The following is a 17,294-nucleotide window of genomic DNA, read 5'->3' as shown; positions in this document are numbered from 1 at the left end:
GAACTCCATGACTGTAGCAAATCCACCTGTGGGTGATAACAGCCTGCTGCGCGATGCGCTGCCGGTTCGCAAGATCGGACGCCTTGAACGTTTCCTGGGTCCTGAAAACTACCGGATTATCCGTGGATTGGTAAAGACGCCGGCCTCGGTGATTGGGTTCATCCTGATCATCCTGTTCATCATCATCGCCCTGGCGGCTCCGATCATTTGCCCGCCCGTCACCAAGGATCCGTACAAGATCCCTCGCGACGGCTTCAGCAATGAACCGAAACCAATGGGCTCCGAATGGAAAAAGAACGCGCCGGATATCCCATTCTGGTACACGCCGCTGACGGGCAAGACCAAGTGGGTGCATTTGCTGGGCACCGCCCAGGGCCAGTACGATATTTTCTACGGGCTCATCTGGGGCACGCGCACGGCCTTTAAAACCGGCTTTGTTGTGGTTGTCGCCACTTTCTTGATCGGCGTGATCATCGGGTCCCTTTCGGCCTATTACGGAGGCATCATTGATAATGTCCTCATGCGCATTGTCGATATCTTCATGACGCTGCCGTATATTCTGGCGGCATTGATCCTGTCGGCTGTGTTGACGCCAATCCTGGGAAAGACCCTGTTCCCGCCAATCGTGGCCATTACAGCGTTCGGATGGATGACCTATGCCCGCGTCATCCGCGGTGATATCCTCTCCATCAAGGAACGCGATTTCGTCCTGGCCGCGCGGGTGGTGGGTGTCAAGGACGGCCGCATCCTCTTCCGCCACATTCTGCCGAACGCCATTTTCCCGGTCATGGTGTTGGCCTCACTCGGCATCGGCGATGTGGTGCTCAACTTTGCTGCCCTATCCTTCCTGGGCATCGGCAGCCCGCTCGGTTACGCGGATTGGGGCCAGTTGCTCAGCTTTGCCCGCAACTGGATCACCAGCCTGCAGCACTATTGGTACATCGTCGTGTGGCCCGGCCTGATCTTGATGTTCTTTGTCATGGGCTGGAACCTGGTCGGCGATGCCGTCCGCGACGTGCTCGATCCGAGAATGCGCGGCAAGTCGTAACCCCGATCTGCATTTCACTCAACGAGGCAAATCTCCTTGCCGGTCATCCCGGCAAGGAGATTTTTTTGTCCAGATAACGCTGCTTTGTTGACTCGGAAAACCGGAATCAATGGGAAGATTGATGACCGGACGAATGCTTTTGGCGTGAGTCGGGCCTAGAGGTAGGCCAGCCAACCTTCTGAAAGCGGGTGCTCGCCGCGCACCACGGCGCCGAAGGATTGTTGAATCTGGCGTGTCACCGTTCCCATGCGCCCACTGCCGATGGTTCGAAAGTCGATTTCGGTAACGGCCACCAGTTCGGCGGCCGTGCCGCTGAAGAATACCTCATCGGCAATGTAGAGCTGGTCCCGGCTGACGGGCTCCTCGACGACCGTGTAGCCCAGGTCGCTGCATAACGTGAGAATGGTATCGCGCGTGATGCCTTCGAGAATGGATGCGCTGTGCGGGGTGAGGATGCGTTTTCCGCGGACCAGGAACAGATTCTCGCCGCTGCACTCGGCCACGTAACCCTGCGGGTCGAGCATGATGGCCTCATCGAAGCCCAGGCGGATCGATTCCGTCTTCGCCAGGGCGCTGCTGACATAATTTCCACCGATCTTGGCCTTGGTCATAGTAACGTTGACGTGATGATGGAGGAAGGAAGAGACATTGGCGCGCACGCCCTTTTCGGCGGCTTCTTCGCCCAGATAGGCGCCCCACGGCCAGGCCGCAATGCCCACGTGGGCGGAACCGCCGCCGAGGTTGAAGGAAAAATCCGGTGAGTCGTGATATATGAGCGGTCGAATGTAACCGTAACGCATCTGGTTGGCGCGCACGGTTTCTTTGACGGCCTCGCAAAGCTCGGATTCGCTGTAGGGTATGTCGCGAAAGCCGAGTACCTTCGCCGAATCGAACAGGCGGTGAATATGCTCGCGCAGGCGAAAGACCGCCGGCCCGCGGGCGGTGTCGTAACAACGAATCCCTTCGAACACGGATAACCCGTAATGCAGCGCCGTGCTCAGAAAAGGCACGGTGGCGTTTTGCGGTTCGACCAGCTTACCATCCATCCAGATATAACGAATATCAGCAATCGACATGGGGCTCCTCCGATAAACAGAATAAAAAAACCGCCCGGAGGGCGGTTATTTGGTGGGGTAGATCCTTCTGCGATCCGAAATGGCCTGGCACTCACCGCCCATGCTGAAAAAGGCTCGGAATAAGCAGAGCCAGATGGAGGGTAAGAATAAGGCCGTTTGAGTTGTACATGAAAAGAGGGAGAATCCGACGATAAATTTCCCCAATTGTATGAGTTCGGAGGGTACTGTCAAGGGATGGAAGCCGGCTGGCGGGATTCTGCAATCCGATTGCAAGTCGGCAAAGCCGGCGGATTCAAAAGTATAATGGGGAGGATATTCGGGTTCCATTCGGTATCAAATCTGGAAAAAGTTGGAGAAGATTCGTGAAACGCTTTCACTTCACGCGAAACATAATTCCACTGTTTGCATTGATCCTTCTCGGCGCGATTCTGGCGGCCTGCCAATCCGCGGGGTTGCCGACACCCACTCCAACGGCCACCGAGGTGCTGCCAACCCCGACGGCCACACCGGAACCACCGCGCAGCCTGACGATCTGCCTGGGCCAGGAACCACAAAGCCTGTACATCTACGGCAGCACAACGCGAAGTTCGTGGAGCGTGTTGGAAGCCGTTTATGACGGGCCTGTTGACACCCACAATTTCGAGGCTCAGCCGGTCATCCTGGAAAAGATCCCCAGCCTGAGCGACGGTGATGCCATCTACCAACCGGCGGCGGTCAAAGCCGGAGACGAGGTGTTGGATGCCAACGGCGATCTGGTGACGCTGGCAAAAGGTGCAAAGGTGTTCCCGAGCGGCTGCCGCGATATGAGCTGCGCCATCGAATGGGACGGGCAGAGCGAATTACAGATGGACAGCCTGCAAATTACCTTCAAACTCATCAACGGCGTGCAATGGTCAGACGGTACTGCAGTGACTGCCCAGGATTCATTGTTTTCTTACCAGCTCGCTTCCGATGCGGCCACGCCGGTTTCAAAAACACTGGCGGATCGCACCGCAGCCTACGAGGCCGTGGATGACCTGACCGTACGCTGGACGGGCAAACCCGGGTACGTCACTCACCGGTTTGCCGATCATTTCTGGCAGCCGCTGCCGCAACATGCCTGGGGAGGACACAGTGCTGCTGAACTGCTCACCAGCGATGACGCCAATCGCAAACCTCTGGGCTGGGGCGCTTACGTCATCGATGAATGGACAGCCGGCGACCACATCACATTGAAGAAGAACCCCGCCTATTTTCGCGCCGGTGAGGGATTGCCCAAGTTCGACACCCTGACGTATCGATTCCTCTCAGCGGACGGGAATACCGATCTGGCCGCAATGCTGACCGGTGAATGCGACCTGATCGACCAATCGACGCTGTTGGAGGATCAGCTCAGCGCGGTGCTTGAATTGCAAAACAGCGGCAAGTTGAAAGCCTACATCGGGCAGGGGCCGGAGTGGGAACATCTCGATTTCGGCATCGTCCCGGCTTCCTATGACGATGGTTACCAACCCGAAAGCGACCGGGCCGATTTCTTCAGCGATGTGCGCGTCCGCCAGGCGGTGGCGGCATGTATCAACCGGGAAGCGCTCAATACCGACCTGATGGCGGGACAATCCGCCGCGCCAAACAGTTTTTTGGCGCCCACGCATCCATGGCTGGCGACCGATCTGAGCGTTCAAGGCTACGATCCGCAAAGAGCCGCCAGCCTGCTGGCTGAGGCGGGCTGGGTGGATCAGGACGGTGATCCTGAAACGCCATTGCAGGCCAATGGAACGGGCACCGCGCCAGCCGGAACGCCCTTTAGCGTAACCTATTTGACCACCCAGGCTGGCTTGCGCCAGCAAATGGCCGAGAAGATCTCGGGCATGCTCAAGCAATGTGGCATCGAGGTCAAGATAAACACGCTGAGCCCAGAACAGTTGTACACCGCAGGCCCGGATGGCGATTTGTTCGGCCGCAAGTTCGACCTGGCCGAATTCGCCTGGCAGGCGGGCAAGGGCACGCCGTGTTATTTATATACCACCCCCCAGATCCCCAATGCCCAGAACCTGTGGGTAGGCGCGAATATTACCGGCTACAGCAGCGTAGAATATGACGCAGCCTGCCGGGCCGCTGAACTGGCCAACCCCGAACAGCCCGAAGGTCTGCAGGCCCATCACGCGGTGCAGGAGAAATTCGTCACCGATTTACCTGTCATCCCGCTCCTGTACCGGTTGAAGATTTCGGTCAGCCGACCTGATTTTTGCGGGTTCAGCCTGGATGTCAGCGCGCGGAATGAATTCTGGGGCGTCGAAAGTTATGATTATGGTGTGACGTGCACGCCCTGATGCTCTGCTCGATCCATTGCCCATTGCCGAAATAGAAGGATTTTTATGTGACAAAAGACGTTTTCAGCAGTGAATACGTCTTTTGTCACCTCTCATATATGACTAATCATAAGACAGTAGTCTAGTTTATAAATAGACTATTCTCCCGTATTCTTGACTTCCGCCTTTTTCTATGCTTTAATTTTCGTACAGCCGTAATCCTGCGGCTGATCTTCCCGTGGAGAGATAAGTAGGCCTTGTCGCGGCCTGAATTTCCCTAATCGGCGGCGCCGATGCCGAATAATCTCAATGTGCAGTTCTTGCACCCACAAGTCCCGGATCTAATCTTATGGAGGAGAAGGACATGAAGAAGAGTAAGTTGTTGCTCGTGGTGAGCATCCTGTTGCTCGCCAGTATGGTATTGTCTGCGTGCGCGCAGGCAACTCCTGCAACCGAGGCTCCGACTACCACTGAGCCTACTACAGCACCGGTTGCCACTGAAGCCCCCACTGCTGAGCCAACTGCAGCTCCGACCGTAGCCCCGACAACTCGGCATGGTGGTTGGTTGGATGAAATCGACTTCTCGGTCGTAACCGCCGAATCCGCCGTTACTCAGTTGAAAGCTGGCGCCATTGATATCTACGCCGCTGGCCTTTCATCCGCTGACCTGCCCGCCATCAAGGAAGCCGGCCTCAGCTATTCAACCAACAATGGCCTGTATTACGATCTGCTCTTCAACCCTGCCGGTCCCGAATTCAACGATGGAAGATTGAACCCATTCTCCGATCGCAAGATTCGCGAAGCCATGAACTGGGCTGTTGATCGTGACTATTTGAATCAGGAAATCTTCGCTGGCGGCGCGCTGCCCAAGTGGTTCGCCATCACCACCCAGTTCCCTGATTACGCCGACCTGGCGGACGTTGCCCGTGAATTGGAAGCCAAATACGCTTACAACATGGACAAGGCCAAAGAAGTCATCACCGCCGAGATGGAAGGCCTGGGCGCGACGATGGGAGACGATGGCAAGTGGCAATATAAGGGTTCTCCCGTTACCCTGATCTTCATCATCCGCAATGACTCCGACGGCACCCGTATCCCGATGGGCGACTATGTTTCCACTCAGTTGGAAACCCTCGGTTTCACCGTCGATCGCCAGTACAAGAAGGGTTCCGAAGCCTCCCCGATCTGGATCGGTTCCGAACCGAAAGACGGCCAGTGGCACATCTACACCGCTGCCTGGTCCGCCACCGTTCTCGATCGCGATCAGAGCAATATCTTCCAGGAAATGTACTTGAACTCCAGCCAGCAGGGTTTGCCGGCTTTCCTGGAAAACGTCTCGGATCCCGAATTCAAGACTTTGGGTGATCGCCTGTACGCTTCCGATTTCAAGACCAAACAGGAACGCCATGACATGATGGCCAAGGCCCTCGAGCTCTCACTCCAGGACTCCCTGCAGGTCTTCCTGATCGACGGCAAGAATTTCACGCCGTATAACAACGACGTTGTCGCAACCGCCGATTTGGCTGCCGGTATCGAAAGTGGCAAGATCTTCCCGTTCACCCTGCGCTTCAAGGATAAAGAAGGCGGGACGATGAAGTGGGCGACCCAGGACATGTTCGCCGAGCCCTGGAACCCTGTCGCGGGTGGCAACTGGACCTTCGACAAGGCCGCCATCACCGCCATTTCCGGCGCTGATGTCATGTATGATCCCTTCACCGGTTTGGTCTGGCCGATGCGCCTCGAGAAGGCGGATGTGGTTGCCAAGGAAGGCCTGCCCATTTCCAAGACCTATGATTGGGTAACGCTGTCCTTCGAGCCCGAAATCAAGGTTCCTGGCGATGTATGGGTTGACTGGGATGCCAAGGCGCAGACCTTCATCACCGCCGACACCAAGTTCCCCGATGGCCAGACTGCGAATACCAAAGTCACCATGACCTATCCGGCTGACATGTTCAAGACCGTCAAATGGCACGATGGCCAGAACCTGTCGGTGTCCGATTTCGTCATGTCGATGATCATGAGCTTCGACCGCGCCAAACAGGACAGCGCGATCTATGACGAACAGTCGGTTCCGATCTACGATGTCTTCATGTCCGCCTTCAAGGGTATGAAGATCGTCTCGGTCGATCCGTTGGTTGTCGATTACTACAGCGATCTCTACAGCCTGGATGCTGAACTGTGCATCCCGGCGCTCTGGCCGAACTACGCCAACAACGTCGAAGAGTCCAACTGGGACTTCATCGCCGTCGCCAACCTGGCGGAAGCCAATGGTGAGCTGGCCTACTCTGCCGACAAGGCCATCGCGGCCAAGATCGAACAGACCAGTGACATCGGTGGCCCGAGCCTCGAAATCCTGGCCAAGTACCTGGATAAGGCGATCGCCGACAAGTACGTCCCGTATGCCCCGACCCTGAGCCAGTACATGACCGCTGACGAAGCTGTCGCCCGCTACGAAGCTCTCAAGGCCTGGTACGGCGAGCACGGTCACTTCAAGATCGGCACCGGCCCGTACTATCTCGACAAGGCCTATCTGACCGAGAAGAGCCTGGTTCTCAAGAACTTCGCCGATTATCCTGATCTGGCGGACCGCTGGTCGAACTACGCTGAACCCAAGATCGCCGATGTAACCCTGGACGGCCCCGGCCAGGTGAAGACCGGTGAGGCAGCCACCTTTGATGTCTTCGTGACCTTCAAAGATCAGCCCTATCCTCAATCCGAGATCAGCTCTGTCAAGTTCCTGCTCTACAACGCCAAGAACGAAATCGTGACCGTTGAAGCTGCTACCGCTGTAGCCGATGGTCAGTATCAGATCGTTCTGCCCGCAGAAATCACCTCCAAGCTCGAAGCTGGTTCCAACAAGCTCGAGGTCGCGGTGGTTCCGTTGGTAGTCAGCCAACCGACGTTCACCTCTATCGAATTCGTTACAGCGCCGTAAGGCTGTTGGTTTTCAGTAAGGAATGAAAGGGATAGGGGCAAGGGCAAAACCTTGCCCCTATCCATCCTACTAGCGAGGACAGGATATGGCAACAGTACTCCGGACAGCCGAGGGAGCAAAGAAACGAACAACCTCCACATCCACCTTTACCCGGGTGATGCGTTATGCGGGTGTTCGTTTGTTGATCTTATTCGTCACTGTGGTGATTGGCCTTTACCTCACCATATTGATTGCCAACATGGGTGGCAAGGTCGATGAGATTCAGAAGAACAGTATCCGCGAAAGCGTAACTGCGCAGGTTGCTGCCATCGCATCAAAATCACCGATGACGGCAGATGTACGCAAGAAAATGCAAGATGAAATGATCGCCCTGCAAGAAAAACGCATGGGGTTGGATCAACCTTTCGTAGTCCGTTCCTTTACATTCCTCTTGAATTCCTTGCGCCTGGAACTGGGTACAGCTGTGAACATGTCCAGCGACAGCGGTTCGCGTTCGGTTCGATTGATCATCCTCGAGCGCCTGCCCGCCACGCTTCTCTTGATGGGGACATCACAGCTTTTCCTGTTTTTCGGCAGTGTTTTCATCGCATTGGTCCTATCGCGTAATTATGGCAGTTTCTGGGATAAAATCGTCATTGCATTATCTCCAACTTCATCCGTGCCACCCTGGTTCTACGGCATCTTTTTCATCTTGATTTTTGCCGCGGTTCTCAGAATTCTGCCGTTTGGTGGGATGGTGGATTCGCCGCCCCCCAACACGACCGGAGCATATCTGGTTAGTTTGCTCCGGCATTTGATCCTGCCCGGTTTTTCGTTGATCATCAGTTCGCTGTTCCTCAGCATCTATAACTGGCGAACGTTCTTCTTGATCTATTCCAGTGAAGATTACGTGGACATGGCTAAGGCGAAAGGCCTGTCATCCCGCGATATCGAGCGCCGCTACATTTTGCGCCCCACGCTGCCCACCATCATCACCAATTTCGCCCTGCTGGTGATCACCCTGTGGACAGGCGCTACCATCACCGAAACGATATTTCTGTGGCCTGGTCTGGGCCGCACATTGTACACCGCGATTGGTTTGTACGAGACCTCGGTGATTGTGGGTTCGACCATTATCTATGCCTACCTGCTGGCGATCACGGTTTTCATCCTTGATTTTGTTTATGCGCTGGTTGATCCGCGCGTAAAAGTGGGTGGGGGACGCTAATTATGAAAAAGCTTAAGAACTTTTTTCGCGATATTGCGCATTACCCCTCGGCGATAGCGGGTTCGATCATCATTTTTTTGTTGATCGTTCTGGCGGCTTATGCACTGATCAAAATTCCCTACGCCGAAGCCGTTCGCCTGTGGCGCGGCGGAGAAGACGTCTGGTACCAGAATCCCAAGTTCGCGCCTCCCATCTGGTACAACTGGTTTACCGAGAAGAAGCAGCCGGTTTCCTTCGCCGTCAAATCGGGCGATGGAAAAGGCATGATGACGAAAACGGTGACCGTTGGCGAGCAGAACACTTCCTCCATCGAATTCACCTACTCCTTCGATTACAACTACGACGGTTATCCGCAAGACCTGATGATCTACTTCACGTCTACGTATGCCGAAAAACCGCCCTTCGTCTCGGTTTATCTGATTACGCCGGATGAGCGTAAAATCCGGATCGACGATTTTGGCATCAACGCAAAGCAGACCTTCCGTTTCTCTCAGGATGAAAAACTGCTCAAACGCCTGAAAACGGAAGACGCCATGAAGGGGTTGTTCTCTGTGCCGAAATCCGATCCGCCCGTCACATTGAAGGGCACCTACCAGCTTCTCATTCAGGGTGTGGCGTTCGAAAAAGATTCGGATATCAACGCTGAATTCGTGATGCACGGCCAGGTGGCTGGCTGGGCCGGAACAGACCATCAGCGGCGCGATCTGGGCATTTCACTGTTGTGGGGCACGCCCATTGCGCTGGCCTTCGGTCTGCTGGCGGCTGTGTTCACGGCAGTGCTGACCATGATCATCTCGGCAGTCGGCGCCTGGTACGGCGGTTGGATCGATGCTTTAATCCAGCGGATTACCGAAATCAACATGGTGCTGCCTTTCCTGGCGATCTTGATTATGGTGGGCACGTTCTATAGCCGGAGCATCTGGCTCATTCTGGGCGTGACGGTGGCGTTGAGCATTTTCACCAGCTCGATCAAATCCTACCGCGCCATGTTCATGCAGGTCAAAGAATCTACCTATATCGAAGCAGCCAAGGCGTACGGCGCCAGCAATACCCGCATCATCTTCCAGTATTTGATGCCGCGCATCATCCCGCTGCTTATTCCCGCGTTAGTTTCCTCGGTACCATCCTACGTGTTCCTCGAGGCATCCCTGGCCATTCTAGGCCTGGGCGATCCAGTATTGCCCACCTGGGGCAAGATGATCAACGATGCTGAACGCAACGGCGCGCTTTACAAAGGACTCTACTATTGGATCCTCGAGCCGGCCGTCCTGTTGATGTTCACCGGTTTGGGCTTTGCGGCAGTGGGCTTTGCTCTCGACCGTATCTTCAACCCGAAACTGAGAGGCCTGTAAACCTATGGCTGACAATCAACTCTTACGTATCGAAAACCTGGTTTTGCACTTTCGCACCGAGCGCGGCGCTGTCAAAGCAGTGGATGGGGTCAATTTCGAATTGAACCATAACGAAGCCGTGGTCGTCCTGGGCGAATCGGGTTGTGGAAAAACATCCCTGGCGAAAGCGCTGCTGCGCCTGTTGCCCCGCAACGTGCAGGCCTATTCCGGTAAAGTGTTTTTGAACGGCAACGACGTGATGGCGCTGAACGACGAAGAGTTCCGGCGCAATGTTCGCTGGCAGCAAATGTCCCTGGTGCCCCAGGCAGCCATGAACTCGCTCAACCCGGTACTGCGCGTGGGCGAGCAGGTGGCCGAGCCGTTGATGGTTCACGCTGGAATTTCCAAAGAAAAGGCCATGGAGCAGGCGCGGAAGATGTTCGACCTGGTGGGTGTGCCCGAGGAGTTCCTGGAGCGCTATGCGTTCGAACTCTCCGGCGGCATGCGCCAACGCTCGGCGATCGCCATGTCCCTGGTCACCACGCCGGATCTGATCATTCTGGATGAACCGACTTCAGCGCTGGATGTGTTGACTCAGGCTAACATCTTCAACGTTCTCAAGCGGATCAAGAAGGAAATGGAAACCAGCTATATCCTGATCACGCATGACATCGCCACCTCGAGCGAACTGGCCAATAAAGTGGCCGTCATGTATGCAGGACAGATCGTCGAAGTGTGCGATGCGATGCGCTTCTTCCATGAACCGCTGCATCCCTATTCGCGCAAGTTGATGGCCAGCGTCCCCCGCCTGCGGGGCGACAAAGAGCCGGATTTCATCGTCGGCCAACCGCCAAGCCTGCTCTTCCTGCCGACAGGCTGCCGCTTTAAAGATCGCTGCCCGTTGCGCTTTGGGAAATGCGATGAAGAGCCGCCGGTGGTCAATAAAGAAGGCCATCTGGTCAAATGCTGGTTGTACGTTTAAAGGAGATACTCCATGACTGATTCGATCATCCCTGAGAACGTCAGCACTGCGCCCGTTTCCACAGCCGAGAAGGCGAAGAGCGATGTGCTGCTCTCGGTCGAAGATTTGCGAGTCTGGTTCGAATTGCGCCGCTTCGGTTTCGGCATCGCAGGCTACGTTCACGCGGTGGATGGCGTGAACTTCCAGCTCGCGTACGGCGAAGCGATCGCCATCGTTGGCGAAAGCGGCTGCGGTAAATCCAGCCTCATGCGCACCATCCTGGGCCTGAATAAAATCACCAAGGGCCGCATCACATATGGCGGCCAGAGCATTGCCGATATGCGGGGCGAGCAACTACGAAAGTATCGCTCCCAGGTCGGGTATGTGCAACAGGATCCCTACGGCGCAATGGCGCCCTTTATGTCCGTGGAACGGATTCTGGAAGAACCCTTGGTGATCAACACCACCAAGAACCGCGAAGAACGCATGAAGCGCATCGAACGGGCTTTGACTGAAGTCAAGGTGTCGCCGGTACTGGACTTCCTGCCCAAATTCCCGCATATGCTCAGCGGCGGCCAGCAACAGCGTATCGTGATAGCGCGCTCGATGATCCTCGATCCGAAATTGATGGTCGCCGACGAACCGGTGTCCATGCTGGATGCCTCGGTGCGCGTCGAGATCCTCAAACTGCTGCGCAGCCTGCAGGAAAAGTACAAAGTGGCCGTGATCTACATCACACACGACCTCTCGACCGTGCGTTACTTCTCGCGCCGCATCTTCGTCATGTACGCCGGAAACCTGGTCGAAAAGGCCAGGACCGAGGACCTGCTGCGTAATGCTTCCCATCCGTATACCAAGGCTTTGCTGACCGGTACTTCGGAGCCGGATGCCAATAACGCCTACAGTTACAAGGATGTTCCGCCAGGCGAACCGCCAAACCTGATCAAGCCGCCGGCTGGCTGCCGCTTCCATCCGCGCTGCCCGTTCATCATCAAGGGTCTGTGCGATGTGGAAGTACCGCCGGATTTCGAGATCGAAAGCGAACATACCGCAGCTTGCTGGTTGTATAAGAAATAAGGAAGTAGGATATGACTTCCAAAGCGCTCGATCCACGAATTATGATGGCAATTGGCGTGTTCCTGATGCTGGTTGGCATCGCATTGCCTTTATTGATTCTGATCAAGGTGCTGGAATCGACTTATTTTCTAAATTTCTTTAGCTATATCTGCCAAATTTTGGGCCTGGTGATTGCGATGCTGGGTCTGGTGACCTACACTCGCCTTCACAAGAAATAGCCCGTTCCGAATTCTCAAATCGAAAAATGTCCGCCGCCGGCGGACATTTTTCGATTCTGAACTGTAATGAGACTGTAAAACCGGCGGGTTTACGGGGAAAGGCCGCGCGGGTGAATTCTGCTATAATTTATGCAGCATTCGGCCGAGGTCTGCGGCAGGATGGCTTGATGTTTCGAAAATGAGTTAAATCGAAAAGAGCGTCATGGCAGAAATAAATATCCTCATCGTAGAAGATACACGCGATTTGGGCAGGCTGCTTCAATCGGCCCTGGCAACCCTGGGAGCAGACATTAAAGTGCAGGTCGTTCCGTCTGCAGAAGAAGCCCTGCTTGAGTCGCCGCGCAAACGATATTCACTGGCCGTGGTGGATGTGCGTCTGCCGGGCATTACCGGCTTCGAGTTGGTATCCAAACTACGCGCCCGCCAGAAGGACCTGAAGGTCATCGTAATGACCGGCATGCTGGATGGGGAATATCGCAAGCAGTCCGAGGACTTGCAGGTCAACGCGTTTTTCACCAAACCTTTGGAAATGGACGACTTTTTGAACACGGTTCAGAGGCTGTTGGAACTCAAGGTCGATCGACCCGTGCAGGAAAATGCGCCGGCGTCGCCCCAGGGTGAAGATCGCCTACCCGAGTTGCTGGCCGGCCTGCGCCAGGAATGCGCTGCCGAGACGGTGACGTTGCTGGACGAGAGTGGGCACGTGGCGGCCAGCGCCGGAAGCGAGCAAACGCTCGAACTTGAAGCCGAAGGCGGCTCATGGATCGTCTCCAGTTTGAGTGCTGCGCAGAAGGTATGGCGCCTGGTGGGGCGCGGCCCGGTTCGCGGCGGGCAGATCTTCAGTGGTGAAAAGAAGGACCTGCTGGTGATGCCAGTGGGCGATTTCGGCCTGCTGGTGGTCTTTCCGGCCGGGCGCAGCCTGCTGCGGCTGGCGGCAGCGCTGGAATCGGCCATGGCCATTCGCGACCGCATCCTGAGTGTTCTCACCCAGATGGGCGCCCCGGTTCAAACGCTGCCGCCGTTTGTAGCGCCTGAAACGTTGAGCGCGCTCAATGAAGAAGAGCCCGCCGAACCGCCAGAGGCCGTGGAAACCGAAGCGCCGGTCGAAGAGAGCGGAGATGTCGAAGCCATGGCCGAACTGCTGACCCAGTCCAAAGAGACTCTCAAGCCGGATGACGTGGACGCATTTTGGGCCAATGTCAGCGAAGCCCCCGGCAACGCCGCGGCGACTCCGGACGCGCTGTCCTACGATCAGGCGCGCCAGTTGGGATTGGCGCCAGATGAAGGCAATGAACGGTCTTCGGCCCAGAACCGCCATCATCTGGATGATCTGTGACTTTTGTGTTAAAATCAATTTCGCGTTTCTTGGGGCATGGTGCAAAGGCAGCACACCAGACTTTGGATCTGTGGATCTTGGTTCGAATCCAGGTGCCCCAGCCTGATGAATTGGATTTGATGGAGGAAGACATACACCCCCTGGATGGCGTGAACGAGCCTGACGCGGCGATTTCAGCGGCGCGAGGCTCGTTTGCGCTTAACTTCACTGGAGCAATGGCATGAGAATTTCGAGTGTGGTGCTGGCAGCCGGTCATGGAACGCGCATGAAATCAGCGCTGCCCAAGATGTTACATCCCCTGGCCGGTAAACCACTGGTGATGCATGCGCTTTCCACTGCCGCAGCCCTGACAGACGAACCGCCCGTGGTCGTGGTAGGGTACGGAGAGGATTCGGTGCGCAAAGCGGTGGGCAGCACGGCCCGGTTTGCCGTGCAGGAAAAACAATTGGGCACGGCCAACGCCGTGCAGGCTGCCGAAGGACTGCTGGGGGATGAAACCGGTTTGATCCTGGTGACCTACGCGGATATGCCGCTGCTGAAGAGCGAAACCCTGCACCATCTTGTGGAAATGCAACTGGATAACCCCGGGCCGATCAGCATGCTGAGCGTGGTGCTGGATGACCCGCATGGTTTTGGCCGCGTGATCCGCGGGAAAGACGGCAGTGTGCGGGCCATCGTCGAAGAGGCGGTTGCAAACCCCGAGCAGCTTGCCGTGCGCGAATTGAACGCCAGCGCCTTTGTCTTTCGCTCCGAATGGCTATGGCCGGCGCTGCGCATGGTGCGCATATCCCCCAAAGGGGAATATTATCTCACCGACCTGGTCGAGATCGCCGTGTCGGAAGGCGGGCAGGTGCGCGCGTTCTGCACGCAAGATCCGACCGAAGCGGTGGGAGTCAACACGCGCGTTCACCTGTCCGAGGTGGAAGCGATCCTACGCCGGCGCATCAATACGGCCTGGATGCTGGCAGGCGTGACCATGGTCGATCCGGCGACGACCTACATCGAGCCGGAAGTCGAAATCGGCCGCGATACGGTTATTTATCCCAACACCTGGCTGCGCGGAAACTCGCGCATCGCCGGGAATTGTGTTCTGGGTCCCAATACAATGGTGATTGACAGCCAGGTCGGTGCAGGCTGCACGCTGACCGCGGCGATTGTTGAAAACAGTGAGGTTGCAGCCATGACTCATTTGGAGCCGTATTCTCACCTCAAGGGGGAATGCTCCGGAAAAATGGAGTAGGATGGACGAAGATAGTCTGGTTTGGACTGTGTTGGGCGTAACGCTGGCGCTGGATTTCCTGTTTGCGTTGGTGCGGGCCAGCCTGGTGAATGCGCGCCTGCCACAGTTGATGAACCTGGCTGCTCAGGAAGGGCACGAAGACAGCCAACGGACTTTGAAATTGCTCGAAAGACCGACATTGCGCATGACGTTGCGGTTTTCTGCCGCACTTGCGCATTTTACGCTGGCCGCGGCGGGGTTCTGGCAGTTCAACCGCCTGTCAACCGCTCAAACGGCCGGGCTTTCTCTGCCGGGCTGGCAGGCGCTGGTGTTTGCCGTTGGCGCCGGCCTGTTGATTTCGCTCATCGAAGTCAGCGTGGAAGGCATGGCGCTGCGTAACCCGGAGGATTGGGCCCTGCGCATGACCGGGACCGCGGGGGTGATCGACTTCCTGTTCCGACCGGTGGGCATCCTGATGCTGGCCTTCAGCAATTCGCCGCATACCCTGGAACATCAGATTGGCACCGTGACCGAGGACGAACTCAAAACTTGGGTCGAGGTCGGCCAACCCGAAGGCGGCAGCCTGGAAAAGGGCGAGCGCCAGATGATCTATTCCATCTTCCGGTTTGGCGATACCTTGTGCCGCGAGGTAATGGTTCCGCGGATCGAGGTGCTGGCCCTGGAAAGCAATACGACCATTCTGGAGGCCACGCGCGCCCTGGTTGCCTCCGGCCATTCCCGGATTCCGGTTTATGAAGAAAACATCGACAACGTGGTCGGCGTGGTTTACGCAAAGGATTTGCTGCGCCTGCATCTGGAAAGCGGCCAGGAAAAAACCATCCGCAACTACGTGCGCCCGGCCTATTTTGTGCCCGAGTCCAAAAAAGTGGATGATCTGCTGGCCGAAATGCAGTCCAAACGCGTGCATATTGCCGTGGTGGTGGATGAATACGGCGGGATGGCCGGTCTGGTGACGTTGGAGGACATCGTCGAGGAAATCGTCGGTGAAATCCGCGACGAATATGACCAGGCGGAAGACATACCCTTCCAACAGATCGGGCCGGATGAAATGCTCTTCGTCGGGCGGACCGCCCTGGACGATCTCAATGACCTGCTGGGGATGCACATTCCCAAAGAAATGGCCGATACCGTTGGCGGTTATCTGTACGGCACGCTGGGCCACGTCCCGGTGGAGGGCGAATCGGTGGAAGTGGAAGGTTGGAAACTTACCGTGGAAATGGTCAGCGGACGGCGAATTCGCCGGGTCCGGGCGCGCCGCATACTGTCTGAACCGACCGTTGAAAAGGAAGAAAATGACTCTAAACGATGAAACTCGCAAGCAACTGATCGAACTGGCTCGCCAGGCGCGCAGATGGTCGTATTCGCCTTATTCGCATTACGCCGTAGGCGCGGCGCTGCTGACGCGCAGCGGGAAGATCTATGACGGCGTGAACATCGAAAATTCGGCTTTCCCGGTCACGGTCTGCGCCGAACGAGTCGCCATCTTCAAGGCGGTTTCGGAAGGCGAGCGCACTTTCGAGGCGATTGCCGTGGTGACCTCCAATGGGGGCTCGCCGTGCGGTTCGTGCCGCCAGGTGCTGGCCGAATTTGGCCTGGACACGGTGGTGATCATGGCCGACCAGGAGGGCAACGTGACCATGGAAATGAGCGTGCGCGATTTGCTGCCCGGGGCCTTCACACCGGAATCGTTGCAGCCTTAAGGACGCCTGAATGAGTCGTTTGCCTCACTCGCAGCGCGTGGAAGCGGTGGTCCTGCGGCATTCCGATTGGGGCGAGGCCGATCGGATGCTGACCCTCTTCACGCGCGAGCTGGGCAAGCTGCGGGTGGTGGCCAAAGGTGTGCGCCGGCTGCGTTCGCGCAAGGCCGGGCACCTCGAGCCGTTTACGCGCGTTGCATTGATGTTGGCTCGCGGCCGGGATATCTGGATCGTGACTCAGGCGGATACCCTGGATGCTTTCCTGCCGCTGCGGGATAACCTGGAGCGCACGGCGTACGCGGCGTATGTGTCCGAATTACTCGACCGCTTTACGTATGAAGAAGGTGAGAATTCATCGCTCTACCGCCTGTATGTCGAAGGGCTGGAGCGCGTCGCCACGTTGGAAGACCCGGTGCCGGCCATTCGCTATTACGAAGTTCGCCTGCTGGACCTGCTGGGGTTTCGGCCCGAACTACAACATTGCGTGCGCTGCGGCAATGAGATCCAGCCGGAAGCGCAGTTCTTTTCAGCGCTGCTGGGCGGGGTGGTCTGCCCGCGCTGCGGCATCGACACCGCCGAAGCGCGCCCGGTCTCGCTGCAGGCGTTGAAATTCCTGCGCCATTACCAGCGCAGTTCTTACGCCGACGCCACCCGGGTGCGACTTCCGGACGCGGTGCGGCCGGAATTGGAAGCGCTGATGCAATATTATCTGACCTATCTGTTGGAGCGCGGTTTGAACTCGCCGGCTTTTTTGCGGGAAGTGCAGCGCAAGTAGAACGGCGATTAAGTCAAAGCTGTGACTCTGGGATATAATTCAAGCCATTCTACGGGCCTATCCGACCCGCCGAATGAGTAAATTTTACAATATGGGCCTTTTTGT

General features: G+C 56.6%; 14 protein-coding genes and 1 tRNA gene. 14 read left to right on the top strand and 1 reads right to left on the bottom strand.

The genetic code is table 11. From position 1 onward, the window contains the following. The first annotated feature begins 7 nt into the window (after positions 1-7). A complete protein-coding gene (locus LARV_RS00110) occupies positions 8-1,048 on the top strand; it encodes an ABC transporter permease (RefSeq protein ID WP_083522199.1) in 1,041 nt (346 codons plus the stop codon). Between the two features lie 155 nt (positions 1,049-1,203). Here LARV_RS00110 and LARV_RS00105 read toward each other — a convergent pair whose 3' ends face one another. Then, positions 1,204-2,124, bottom strand: a complete 921-nt coding sequence (locus LARV_RS00105; protein WP_075071731.1) for a branched-chain amino acid transaminase — start codon at positions 2,122-2,124, stop codon at positions 1,204-1,206. Between the two features lie 362 nt (positions 2,125-2,486). On the opposite strand from LARV_RS00105, the gene LARV_RS00100 reads away from it, so the two are divergent. The 13 genes from LARV_RS00100 to recO all read left to right on the top strand — a co-directional run bounded on the left by LARV_RS00100 (position 2,487) and on the right by recO (position 17,189). Then, positions 2,487-4,433 carry a peptide ABC transporter substrate-binding protein gene (locus LARV_RS00100; protein WP_075071730.1) on the top strand — a complete coding sequence of 649 codons (1,947 nt, stop codon included), beginning with the start codon at positions 2,487-2,489 and terminating at the stop codon, positions 4,431-4,433. Positions 4,434-4,776: 343 nt separating this feature from the next. Next, positions 4,777-7,347 carry an ABC transporter substrate-binding protein gene (locus LARV_RS00095; RefSeq protein ID WP_172797741.1) on the top strand — a complete coding sequence of 857 codons (2,571 nt, stop codon included), beginning with the start codon at positions 4,777-4,779 and terminating at the stop codon, positions 7,345-7,347. Between the two features lie 85 nt (positions 7,348-7,432). Then, positions 7,433-8,554, top strand: coding sequence for an ABC transporter permease (locus tag LARV_RS00090; RefSeq protein ID WP_083522197.1), 1,122 nt, complete (start codon positions 7,433-7,435; stop codon positions 8,552-8,554). A 2-nt stretch (positions 8,555-8,556) separates the two neighbouring features. Continuing rightward, a complete protein-coding gene (locus LARV_RS00085) occupies positions 8,557-9,906 on the top strand; it encodes an ABC transporter permease (protein ID WP_075071727.1) in 1,350 nt (449 codons plus the stop codon). A 4-nt stretch (positions 9,907-9,910) separates the two neighbouring features. Then, positions 9,911-10,867 carry an ABC transporter ATP-binding protein gene (locus tag LARV_RS00080; RefSeq protein WP_075071726.1) on the top strand — a complete coding sequence of 319 codons (957 nt, stop codon included), beginning with the start codon at positions 9,911-9,913 and terminating at the stop codon, positions 10,865-10,867. Positions 10,868-10,879: 12 nt separating this feature from the next. After that, the gene (locus tag LARV_RS00075; RefSeq protein WP_075071725.1) at positions 10,880-11,923 is read left to right on the top strand and encodes an ABC transporter ATP-binding protein; all 1,044 of its coding nucleotides are present in this window, start codon (positions 10,880-10,882) and stop codon (positions 11,921-11,923) included. A gap of 11 nt (positions 11,924-11,934) precedes the next feature. After that, positions 11,935-12,141 (top strand): hypothetical protein, encoded by a 207-nt coding sequence (locus tag LARV_RS00070; RefSeq protein WP_075071724.1) that lies wholly within the window; start codon positions 11,935-11,937, stop codon positions 12,139-12,141. A gap of 202 nt (positions 12,142-12,343) precedes the next feature. Further along, the gene (locus LARV_RS00065) at positions 12,344-13,477 is read left to right on the top strand and encodes a response regulator (protein WP_075071723.1); all 1,134 of its coding nucleotides are present in this window, start codon (positions 12,344-12,346) and stop codon (positions 13,475-13,477) included. A gap of 30 nt (positions 13,478-13,507) precedes the next feature. Next, positions 13,508-13,578 (top strand) — tRNA-Gln (locus LARV_RS00060). Positions 13,579-13,697: 119 nt separating this feature from the next. Next, positions 13,698-14,717 (top strand): bifunctional UDP-N-acetylglucosamine diphosphorylase/glucosamine-1-phosphate N-acetyltransferase GlmU, encoded by a 1,020-nt coding sequence (locus tag LARV_RS00055; RefSeq protein WP_075071722.1) that lies wholly within the window; start codon positions 13,698-13,700, stop codon positions 14,715-14,717. Between the two features lies 1 nt (position 14,718). Next, positions 14,719-16,026, top strand: a complete 1,308-nt coding sequence (locus tag LARV_RS00050; RefSeq protein ID WP_075071721.1) for a hemolysin family protein — start codon at positions 14,719-14,721, stop codon at positions 16,024-16,026. Beyond that, a complete protein-coding gene (gene cdd / locus LARV_RS00045; RefSeq protein WP_075071720.1) occupies positions 16,010-16,417 on the top strand; it encodes a cytidine deaminase in 408 nt (135 codons plus the stop codon). Before LARV_RS00050 ends, cdd begins: the two co-directional genes overlap by 17 nt. Positions 16,418-16,427: 10 nt before the next feature. Continuing rightward, positions 16,428-17,189: a DNA repair protein RecO gene (gene recO / locus LARV_RS00040; RefSeq protein WP_075071719.1), complete on the top strand. Its 762-nt coding sequence runs from the start codon at positions 16,428-16,430 to the stop codon at positions 17,187-17,189. Positions 17,190-17,294 lie beyond the last annotated feature (105 nt).

The organism is Longilinea arvoryzae, assembly GCF_001050235.1.
In the GTDB taxonomy this organism is placed as follows: Bacteria; Chloroflexota; Anaerolineae; order Anaerolineales; family Anaerolineaceae; genus Longilinea; species Longilinea arvoryzae.
This window is presented reverse-complemented; position numbering and strand designations above follow the sequence as displayed.

What these genes read in the sequence shown, in the direction of transcription:
- LARV_RS00055 (WP_075071722.1), top strand. Translation starts at nt 13,698, where the DNA reads ATGAGAATTTCGAGTGTGGTGCTGGCAGCCGGTCATGGAACGCGCATG.
- LARV_RS00085 (WP_075071727.1), top strand. Translation starts at nt 8,557, where the DNA reads ATGAAAAAGCTTAAGAACTTTTTTCGCGATATTGCGCATTACCCCTCG.
- LARV_RS00050 (WP_075071721.1), top strand. Translation starts at nt 14,719, where the DNA reads ATGGACGAAGATAGTCTGGTTTGGACTGTGTTGGGCGTAACGCTGGCG.
- LARV_RS00080 (WP_075071726.1), top strand. Translation starts at nt 9,911, where the DNA reads ATGGCTGACAATCAACTCTTACGTATCGAAAACCTGGTTTTGCACTTT.
- LARV_RS00075 (WP_075071725.1), top strand. Translation starts at nt 10,880, where the DNA reads ATGACTGATTCGATCATCCCTGAGAACGTCAGCACTGCGCCCGTTTCC.
- LARV_RS00105 (WP_075071731.1), bottom strand. Translation starts at nt 2,124, where the DNA reads ATGTCGATTGCTGATATTCGTTATATCTGGATGGATGGTAAGCTGGTC.
- LARV_RS00095 (WP_172797741.1), top strand. Translation starts at nt 4,777, where the DNA reads ATGAAGAAGAGTAAGTTGTTGCTCGTGGTGAGCATCCTGTTGCTCGCC.
- LARV_RS00090 (WP_083522197.1), top strand. Translation starts at nt 7,433, where the DNA reads ATGGCAACAGTACTCCGGACAGCCGAGGGAGCAAAGAAACGAACAACC.
- LARV_RS00065 (WP_075071723.1), top strand. Translation starts at nt 12,344, where the DNA reads ATGGCAGAAATAAATATCCTCATCGTAGAAGATACACGCGATTTGGGC.
- LARV_RS00070 (WP_075071724.1), top strand. Translation starts at nt 11,935, where the DNA reads ATGACTTCCAAAGCGCTCGATCCACGAATTATGATGGCAATTGGCGTG.
- cdd (WP_075071720.1), top strand. Translation starts at nt 16,010, where the DNA reads ATGACTCTAAACGATGAAACTCGCAAGCAACTGATCGAACTGGCTCGC.
- LARV_RS00110 (WP_083522199.1), top strand. Translation starts at nt 8, where the DNA reads ATGACTGTAGCAAATCCACCTGTGGGTGATAACAGCCTGCTGCGCGAT.
- recO (WP_075071719.1), top strand. Translation starts at nt 16,428, where the DNA reads ATGAGTCGTTTGCCTCACTCGCAGCGCGTGGAAGCGGTGGTCCTGCGG.